The organism is Sphaerospermopsis aphanizomenoides BCCUSP55, from assembly GCF_001586785.1.
GTDB lineage: Bacteria > Cyanobacteriota > Cyanobacteriia > Cyanobacteriales > Nostocaceae > Sphaerospermopsis_A > Sphaerospermopsis_A aphanizomenoides_A.
Window position 1 is genome coordinate 1 of sequence record NZ_LUFH02000162.1, and the last position, 8,326, is coordinate 8,326.

The window sequence follows — 8,326 nt, forward strand, 5'->3', positions numbered from 1 at the left end:
GGAATTATTTGGCATAACAGTTACTGAAGAACTTTTTTAGAAAACATCAAATAAAAAACAATAATAAAAGCTATGTATAAAAATATGTTTGACTTTCTAATAGTTGGTGCTGGTTTTGCAGGTTGCACCTTAGCAAATTGTATAGCCACGCATCTAGATCGCAAAGTTTTAGTCATAGACACTCGCAATCATATTGGCGGTAATGCCTATGATTATTATGATAATGCTGGAGTATTACATGGATCAAGTTGTTGCAGCTGCCTTAACTGTATTTGAAAACCGAATTAGTCAAATTTATTAAATTTTAGTAAGCCTTGCTAGAGGAGAAATACTTTGCTATATACTTCATTTACACTAATAGTACCTAAATCTATCCGTGCTTTTATTCGTGATAGAGACACAGCATTTCAAAAATTAATAAATTCTTATGAGCATCTGAAGCTAGAGCATGAAAATCTAAAAAAAAGTTATAAAAACTTTGATGCAGAACAGCAAGATTCATATTCTGAAAATAAAATCGAAAATATTTCAGATGTCATGAATCAAACAGCACTGGAATATGATGTAAAGAAGGGGAGAGTTGTCATTGAATCAATTTTATCTTCTTCCAGAGAAGAATTAGCAAATAGAGATTTTTTGTTAGAAAAAATCAAAGCTTATGGCTGTCCATATCAGGGATGGAGTCTTTATTCTCCTTATCAACAATATGTCAATGCTTCTGATTATGGCTCAATCCAAATTCCCACAGAGTTAGTAGATTTTTTAATTTATTGTATTTATAAAAAACCAGATTCATTTCTAGAAATTGGGGTAATGTATGGAGGTTTTTCTGTTTTATGCTGTGCTGTTTTATCTAAATTTAACGAAAATTTCAAATACACCTGTGTTGATATACAAGATAACTTTAGAGATTGGGAGTATTTTTCATCTATTTTACCGTTAGAAAAAGCTATTCCTGCAACATCTGCTGATTTTATAGGCTCAGAATTTGATGTTGTTTATATTGATGCTGATCATTCATATCATGGCATGAAAAGGGATTTCTTAAATATCGGTCGTTATGCAAAAATTTGCGCTTTTCATGATATTAATGCGGCCGAGTATGACCACTTAGATGGTGGAACTAGAAGATGTTGGAATGAAATAAAATTATCATACTGTCAGTCAGCTTCAATTTTAGAAATTAGTCATATTGCTGAAGAGTGGATGGGTATTGGTATTATAGATTTTAATAGATAATTTATGAAGATTGCCAAAGTCGCAGCGATTATTGTTACTTGGAACAAAATTAAAGACGTTTGTTCAGTAATTGAAGATACTAATAAACTAAATTTGCATGGGATATGTCTGGATATTTTCGTTGTTGATAATGCTTCATCTGATGGTACGCAAGCTTATATTCAAGAACATTATCCCCAAATAAAAGTTCTACAAACAGGTGAAAATATAGGCGGTTCTGGTGGATTTTCTCATGGAATGAAGTTTTTAAGTGAACTTGATTATGACTACATTTGGCTACTAGATAATGATGTGCGATTAGATAACCAAGCTTTACTTCCTTTAGTAGAAACTTTGCAAAATTATTCTCAAGTGGGCTTGGTAGGTTCTCAAATTAGAAAACTAGAACATCCGGAAATTATTCAAGAAATAGGCAGTTATATTGATCCAAAAAAAGCACATTTAAAAACTTACTTGGGTAACTACCCTATTATATCCACAGAGGAATTATTGGCAGTTCAACCTTTTATAGTTGTAGATATTTGCGCTGCTGCATCATTATTATTTAGACATGAATTAATTCAACAGATAGGAGTATTTGAAAATTATTTTCTGCACTTTGATGATGTGGAATGGTGTTTAAGAGCAAAGCAAGCAGGTTGGGTTGTTGCTGCCCATCCAGCATCTATTGTTTGGCATTGTTCCCCGGATTTTAAACATCGTCCTTGGATTAGTTATTATGATGAGCGTAATTTGTGTTATTGCTGGCAAAAATATCACCCACAATTTTTATTAAAGCGTCTACGATTACTTTTCCCAAAGTTAATTTATTATTCATTAACTGGACGTTCTTTTTTGGCAGAAATTTATTTGTGGGGATTGGAAGATTTTCTCAAGGGAGTTAAAGGTAAAATAGCAGATGAGCTTCCATATCTAGAATATTCTTTGCCTGAAATTATTACCAATGATGGCAAAGTTTTGGTACAATCTTACCTATATCAAGATATCTGTCAATTTACAGATTTAGAGATAAGTGAAAAATTTACTTTTTGGTATCCACCTAAAAATTTAGGACATCGGATTTATATCTGGTTGATATCTTGTTTTTTTAAACCTGTAGATTTGGCAATATGTAGCTCCTATAAACCAGAAATTTTCTATTTCAATTTAGCCAAGAAAGTTTATTTTTTTAGTGGTGCTGGTTACATACAGGTAAATTTGAATTTAATGAATGTGCTGATCAACAGTCTGCAAGTATTTTATCGGTTGTTGAAAATATATTTACAAATGAGTATTTTCGCCAATAAAACCGCAGGTGCAAAATAACTTTTCTCATTAACCATTTTGGAAATAATTGCAACTATGTCAAACACAAGTGTATTGATATCTATAGTTATTTGTACTGCTGATCGTTCTGCTTCTCTACAAAAAACTCTTGAATCTTTAAATCATATCAATTATAATAATTTTGAAGTAGTTACTGTCTATTTTTAATCTAATGATGATACTTGAAGAATGCTAAACTTGAACAAAAAAAACTTTAATTTTAGCATTGAAATATTTATATCAAGTCATAAAAATCTTAGTATATCTCGCAATATAGGTATACAGAAATCATCAGGGAAAATTATTGCCTTTATAGATGATGACACAATTCCAGCAACAGACAGGTTAGATAGATTAATATCAACTTACTCTTTATATGGAGATAAATGTGCGGGTGTTGGTGGTACTGTGCGAGATATGACAATTTTGGGTTATCCTTTGCAATACAGCCTGCAGAAATGCTTTGGACTTTGGTGGACGAAGCAATTGCTAATCAATCTTTTGAGACGCTCGATGATTTAGAGGATGTCTTATTTCATCGGTGTAAATCTTTACTCCAACAGCCAGATTTAATTCGTGGTTTGACGGGGTTTCATTGGTGGCTGCAAACTGGCGCTTAATCGCAAGTTATTACCCGGACATGATATCATCCGTATACTGCTAAAGTTTCTAATTCTAGTGATAAAGCTGATTCTCATATCTTGCACCTCTCCGTATAAAACTAGATAATCTAAAAAGATGTGCCATAAGACTACTTCTTTTGATTGGTTTTAAACGTTAAATAAAGGTTTTTGGAATTATACGGTGTACTAAAATTACATCAATTTTCTTTGGCGCAAGATGTCAGGATTGAGCCGAAACAGCAGTTACAGGACTTATGCACAGAAGCTATCTGTGAGGACTGGGTGTAAGGGTTTTCTTGTCCTCAGCTATAAATTCCCTCTTGTAGCTTTCATCCCCGGCTTATAAAGACATTAACACCTAAAAATCCTCAAAATTTTGAGGTGTCAATTCCGGGGTTTTCAGCCTATTTTCTTATAAAACTGAAAATAGTATAAAATGTCGGAGTAACTTGGCTATGTCCTGTGGTGGTGTTCGAGGATGACAATTTCTATCAAAGATAATTTAATTCGGTTGCAGGTGCAGAGTTACTGGGAACTGCTGTATATTTTGGTAGTACGGACTATGAAAGTACATTATCGGGGTTCATTTCTGGGAGTTTATTGGTCGCGGCTAAACCCCTTAATCATGACCAGTCTTTACACTGCAATTTTTGGAGTCACTGTCTCATCCTATTATGGTAGCTCAATCCTCAAGTATGTATTGGCAGCATTTACAGGTTTAGTAGTAATCAATTTTTTCTTAGCTTCCACATCTCAAGCTTTGATGAGTGTAGTAGGTAATGGCGTATTCTTGAATAAGATTCGTTTGCCTGTCAGGTAAACATCGCCAGCCAGTAAAAAAATCAGTTTTACATAATATTGATTTAATAGTTGAAAAAGGTAAAAAAATATGTATAATAGGTGCGAATGGTTATGGTAAATCCACCCTTTTAAAGAGCATTTCTGGTATTTTACAACCTACCACCGGAACAGTAAGAGTACGTAGTCAAGTAGCACCATTAATTGAAATAGGAGCAGGGTTTGATCCAGAAATTTCTGTCATGGATAACATCTGTCTTTACGGTGTTTTACTAGATTTTTCTAGATCTGAAATGAAAGCCAGAGCGCAGTCTATTTTGGAGTTTGCAGAGTTGGAGGATTACGCTTTAGTTCCAGTCAAGGGTTTATTTTTGGGCATGGTAGCTCGTTTGGGATTTTCTATTGCCACCGACGTGCAGCCAGATATTTTAATTTTAGATGAGGTTTTATCAGTGGGAGATGAGAATTTTAAGAATAAGTGCAAGCAAAGAATTGATAATTTTTGGAATGGAGATACAACAGTGCTTGTAGTGTCACACGATTTAGAGTTGATCAAACAATCTTGTCATCAGGCAATTTGGCTAGACAAAGGAAGAATAAATTTTATAGGATCAGCGGAAAATACTGTCAATTCTTATCTCGTAGGTAAGACCATTTTAAAATAACCCTAAGCGTTGATTTTTTCAATAAAATTCTACCAAAAGTTAGTTAAGTAAAATCATGGTTAACAATCTTGAATCACTGATAATTTCTGAAATATCACAAAATAATCATATTACTAATATTCAAAATATTATTTTTCCTAAAACAGATATTTGTACTGTTGAAGAATTATTTTTTAGAGGTAACTCTAAGGTCTTATTTAATTATGAACATCAGAGCATAGAAATAAGGCAGGGAGGAATTATAAGTTTTGATACTTATTTTAATGGTTTTTTTGTTGATAACTGGAAATCTTACACCAATATCAGACATATTAATATATGCCTACAACTCCAAGGAAAATTTACGATTAAAATTTTAAATATAGATCCATTAGGAGAAACTAAGAATGTACTTTCTCAGAAAATTATTAATAGCAGAAATTTGGAGAAAATAACAATTATAGAAAATTTGGATATATTTCCTTATACAGGGATGATTTATATTGAAATGGAGGCTTTAAGCAATAATTGCCAAATAAATGGAGGATATTTTTATTCCTATACAGATAAAAAACCTATTAAATTGGCAGTAGTTATATGTACATATAAAAGAGAAGCGTATGTTTATAAAAACATTAATTTATTGGAGAAGTATTTATTAAAGAATCAGGAATGGGAAGAAAAACTGGAAATATTCATAATTGATAACGGTAATACATTAGAAAGTTTTGATAATTATACAATACATATAATCCCTAATAAAAATGCAGGAGGTAGTGGTGGATTTGCAAGAGGAATGATCAAAGTTTTGGAGAGAAAAACAGAGTTTTCACACATTATTTTAATGGATGACGATGTTCTTTTTGAACCTGAATCACTGAATAGATTATGGAATTTTGTAAGTGTGAGTAGCGAACCTGACATATGTATTGGAGGTAGTATGTTAAGGTTAGATAAAAAATTCATTCAGCATGAGAGGGGAGCATATTGGAAAAATGGTTGTGTAGCTTTGAAGAATAATCTAGATTTAAGAAGCTTAAAAGATACATTATTTAATGAAATAGAAGAATTTGTTGAATACCATGCTTGGTGGTTATTTTGTTTTCCTACATCCGCTGTACAAGATTTTGGCTTACCTTACCCATTTTTCGTAAAACTAGATGATCTAGAATTTGGCAAACGAATAAATAGAAAAATCGTCACAATGAATGGTATATGCGTTTGGCACGAACCATTTGAAAATAAATATAGCCCTACTATCGAATATTACTGTATACGAAATACACTAATTTTAAATTGTTTACATTTTAGTCAGAAATTTAGTAGTATAACTGCTATCAAATGGTTCTTAAAACCCATTTTTAAAGAAATATTTTGCTATAAATATGAAACGGCAGAATATATTTTAAAAGCGATTTCAGACTTCCTGAAAGGCCCTTATAATTTAGTTAATTCTGATCCCGAAAAAAAACACAAAGAACTTTCTAAAGTTGTAGAAAAAACTTCAAAAAACTTTGATATCCCATTTATATATGATAAATACGTTCATAGTATAAATCAGACAGAAACAACATTAAATAGATTTTTAAGATACATAACACTTAATGGTCATCTTCTACCATCTTGGTTGTTCCTAAAGGAAGATTTCCTAACAGATAATGGATATAAAATTGCTCCTTGTTGGGGTAGTAGACCTCTCAACGTTTTTAGAGCCAAGAAAGTCCTGTACTATAATTTGCAGACTAAAGAAGGATTTGTAGTTCAATTTTCTAGAATTCGCTTCTTCCAAATTCTGTTTCAAGCTATATGGTTAGCTCTAATAATGTTTTTTAAATTCCCCCAATTAAAAAAGCTCTATGTAAGTACCCTGCCTGATTTTACTAGTCAAGCTTTCTGGGAAAAATATTTAGAAATAGAAAAAACCAACAATAACCATTTATAAAAATATGTTTGACTTTCTAATAGTTGGTGCTGGTTTTGCAGGTTGCACCTTAGCTAATTGTATTGCTACGCACCTGGATCGCAAAGTTTTGGTTATTGACACTCGTAACCATATTGGTGGTAATGCTTACGATTATTATGATAACGCTGGGGTATTAATCCATCGGTATGGAGCGCATATTTTCCATACCAATAGCAAAAAAATTATTGATTACCTATCCCAGTTTACTCAGTGGAGGGTATATCAACATGAAGTTCTTGCTAGGGTAGAAGGTGATATTTACCCAATTCCCCTTAACCTCAATACTATTAATAAACTTTATGGACTAAATCTTAATAGTCAAGAAATTGAAGAATTTTATGAACGAGTTAGAGAAAAATATGACCGAATTGAAAACTCTGAACAAGCTGTTGTTGGTAAAGTCGGACGAGATTTATATGAAAAATTCTTTAAAAACTACACTTATAAACAGTGGAATCTATGGCCGCATGAACTAGATGCTTCGGTGTGCGCTCGGATTCCAGTTAGAACTAATAAAGATAACCGCTATTTTGGTGATAAGTATCAACTGATGCCATTACATGGTTATACGAAAATGTTTGAAAAAATGTTGGATCATCCCAACATTAAATTCATGCTCAATACCAGTTTCCAAGAAGTAGAAAAATGGCTGAAGTTTGATCATTTAATATATACTGGGCCTATCGATCAATTTTTTGACTATAAATTTGGCAAACTTCCCTATCGCTCATTAAAATTTGAGTTTGAAACTCATGATGTTGAATATTTTCAACCAGTTGCTGTTGTCAACTATCCCAACGACTATGATTTTACACGGATAGTCGAATCTAAACATATTACTGGACAAAAACACCCCAAAACAACAATTTACTACGAATACCCGCAAGCAGAAGGAGATCCTTACTATCCAGTTCCACGTCCAGAAAACCGTGAATTATTCCAGCAGTATAAAGATGAAGCGGAAAAGCTGCAAACTGTTACGTTTGTTGGTAGACTAGCACAATACCAGTATTACAACATGGATCAGGTTGTTGCAGCTGCCTTAACTGTATTTGAAAATCGGATTAGTAAGTTGTACTAATTTCTCTCATGAAATGATCATACAAGTATATAACATATAGGAAATTTAGTAAACTTAAATTTCTCTATTTTTTGATATGTATTGGTCATCTAAAATTCAAGCTTAATTTTGGGATAATCATATAATATCTTCCTATGGATACCTCATATATATGTTATATTATCTTTCCTTGTTTTATATATTTATACCATACCTCATATTTAGTATTGGTTGGCTAAAAATTCCTTATGCAATGGGTTTTTGTTTAATTATAGTAACTGGATTATTCTTTTGTTTTAGCAATATGTATAGCATCCTCTATGTCTAGCAATATATCACCAATAAGAAAGTCTATCTTAGTGATTTTATTGATTATTGCTGCTGTTACAGCTTCTACTGAAATTACCCGTTCTTTAGTCAATTTCAATATGAAACAATGCCCTATAAATAAAGTAGTAGATGTAACAGAATTACAACCTTATCAAGTCAGGCTACAATTTTTAGGTAATCCATCATCCCTATTTTTTAAGCTTTTAGCACCATCAAATCTAACGTCTATAAATCAAGATATTGATAAATTCAAAACTTATGAATATAAACCAAGTAGCTGCTATTATCGTTACATGGAACAAAATAAATGATGTTTGTTCTTTGATAGAAGATATCAATAAATTAAATTTAAGTGATATAAATC

The 8,326-nt window shown here is 32.1% G+C and carries 8 protein-coding genes and 2 pseudogenes; 9 read left to right on the top strand and 1 reads right to left on the bottom strand.

All coding sequences use genetic code 11. The annotated features are described in order from the left end of the window. Positions 1-84: 84 nt before the first annotated feature. The 9 genes and pseudogenes from A0J48_RS25180 (at position 85) to glf (ending at position 7,653) form a co-directional block, all read left to right on the top strand. Positions 85-276 (top strand): NAD(P)-binding protein, encoded by a 192-nt coding sequence (locus A0J48_RS25180; protein WP_234301153.1) that lies wholly within the window; start codon positions 85-87, stop codon positions 274-276. A 57-nt stretch (positions 277-333) separates the two neighbouring features. Continuing rightward, positions 334-1,239, top strand: coding sequence for a class I SAM-dependent methyltransferase (locus tag A0J48_RS25185; RefSeq protein WP_200327315.1), 906 nt, complete (start codon positions 334-336; stop codon positions 1,237-1,239). Between the two features lie 3 nt (positions 1,240-1,242). Continuing rightward, positions 1,243-2,544, top strand: a complete 1,302-nt coding sequence (locus tag A0J48_RS25190) for a glycosyltransferase family 2 protein (protein ID WP_200327316.1) — start codon at positions 1,243-1,245, stop codon at positions 2,542-2,544. A 189-nt stretch (positions 2,545-2,733) separates the two neighbouring features. Continuing rightward, positions 2,734-3,066, top strand: coding sequence for a glycosyltransferase family A protein (locus A0J48_RS27810; RefSeq protein WP_411841151.1), 333 nt, complete (start codon positions 2,734-2,736; stop codon positions 3,064-3,066). After that, entirely contained in the window at positions 3,003-3,164 is a 162-nt protein-coding gene (locus tag A0J48_RS25200) for a hypothetical protein (RefSeq protein WP_200327322.1), read from the top strand. The genes A0J48_RS27810 and A0J48_RS25200 overlap by 64 nt, the downstream gene beginning before the upstream one ends. 481 nt (positions 3,165-3,645) lie before the next feature. Beyond that, positions 3,646-3,981, top strand: a pseudogene (locus A0J48_RS25205) (ABC transporter permease); the annotation flags it as partial. After that, positions 3,977-4,630: pseudogene (locus A0J48_RS25210) on the top strand (ABC transporter ATP-binding protein); the annotation flags it as partial. The pseudogenes A0J48_RS25205 and A0J48_RS25210, both read left to right, overlap by 5 nt. Before the next feature lie 55 nt (positions 4,631-4,685). Then, positions 4,686-6,551, top strand: coding sequence for a glycosyltransferase (locus tag A0J48_RS25215; protein WP_200327318.1), 1,866 nt, complete (start codon positions 4,686-4,688; stop codon positions 6,549-6,551). Between the two features lie 4 nt (positions 6,552-6,555). Then, on the top strand, positions 6,556-7,653 hold the full coding sequence (gene glf, locus A0J48_RS25220; RefSeq protein ID WP_234301154.1) for a UDP-galactopyranose mutase: 1,098 nt from the start codon (positions 6,556-6,558) through the stop codon (positions 7,651-7,653). A 262-nt stretch (positions 7,654-7,915) separates the two neighbouring features. Here the strand turns inward: glf and A0J48_RS27300 are convergent, their stop codons facing one another. After that, the gene (locus A0J48_RS27300) at positions 7,916-8,053 is read right to left on the bottom strand and encodes a hypothetical protein (protein ID WP_234301155.1); all 138 of its coding nucleotides are present in this window, start codon (positions 8,051-8,053) and stop codon (positions 7,916-7,918) included. Positions 8,054-8,326 lie beyond the last annotated feature (273 nt).

What these genes read in the sequence shown, in the direction of transcription:
- A0J48_RS25180 (WP_234301153.1), top strand. Translation starts at nt 85, where the DNA reads ATGTTTGACTTTCTAATAGTTGGTGCTGGTTTTGCAGGTTGCACCTTA.
- A0J48_RS25190 (WP_200327316.1), top strand. Translation starts at nt 1,243, where the DNA reads ATGAAGATTGCCAAAGTCGCAGCGATTATTGTTACTTGGAACAAAATT.
- A0J48_RS27810 (WP_411841151.1), top strand. Translation starts at nt 2,734, where the DNA reads ATGCTAAACTTGAACAAAAAAAACTTTAATTTTAGCATTGAAATATTT.
- A0J48_RS25200 (WP_200327322.1), top strand. Translation starts at nt 3,003, where the DNA reads ATGCTTTGGACTTTGGTGGACGAAGCAATTGCTAATCAATCTTTTGAG.
- A0J48_RS25215 (WP_200327318.1), top strand. Translation starts at nt 4,686, where the DNA reads ATGGTTAACAATCTTGAATCACTGATAATTTCTGAAATATCACAAAAT.
- glf (WP_234301154.1), top strand. Translation starts at nt 6,556, where the DNA reads ATGTTTGACTTTCTAATAGTTGGTGCTGGTTTTGCAGGTTGCACCTTA.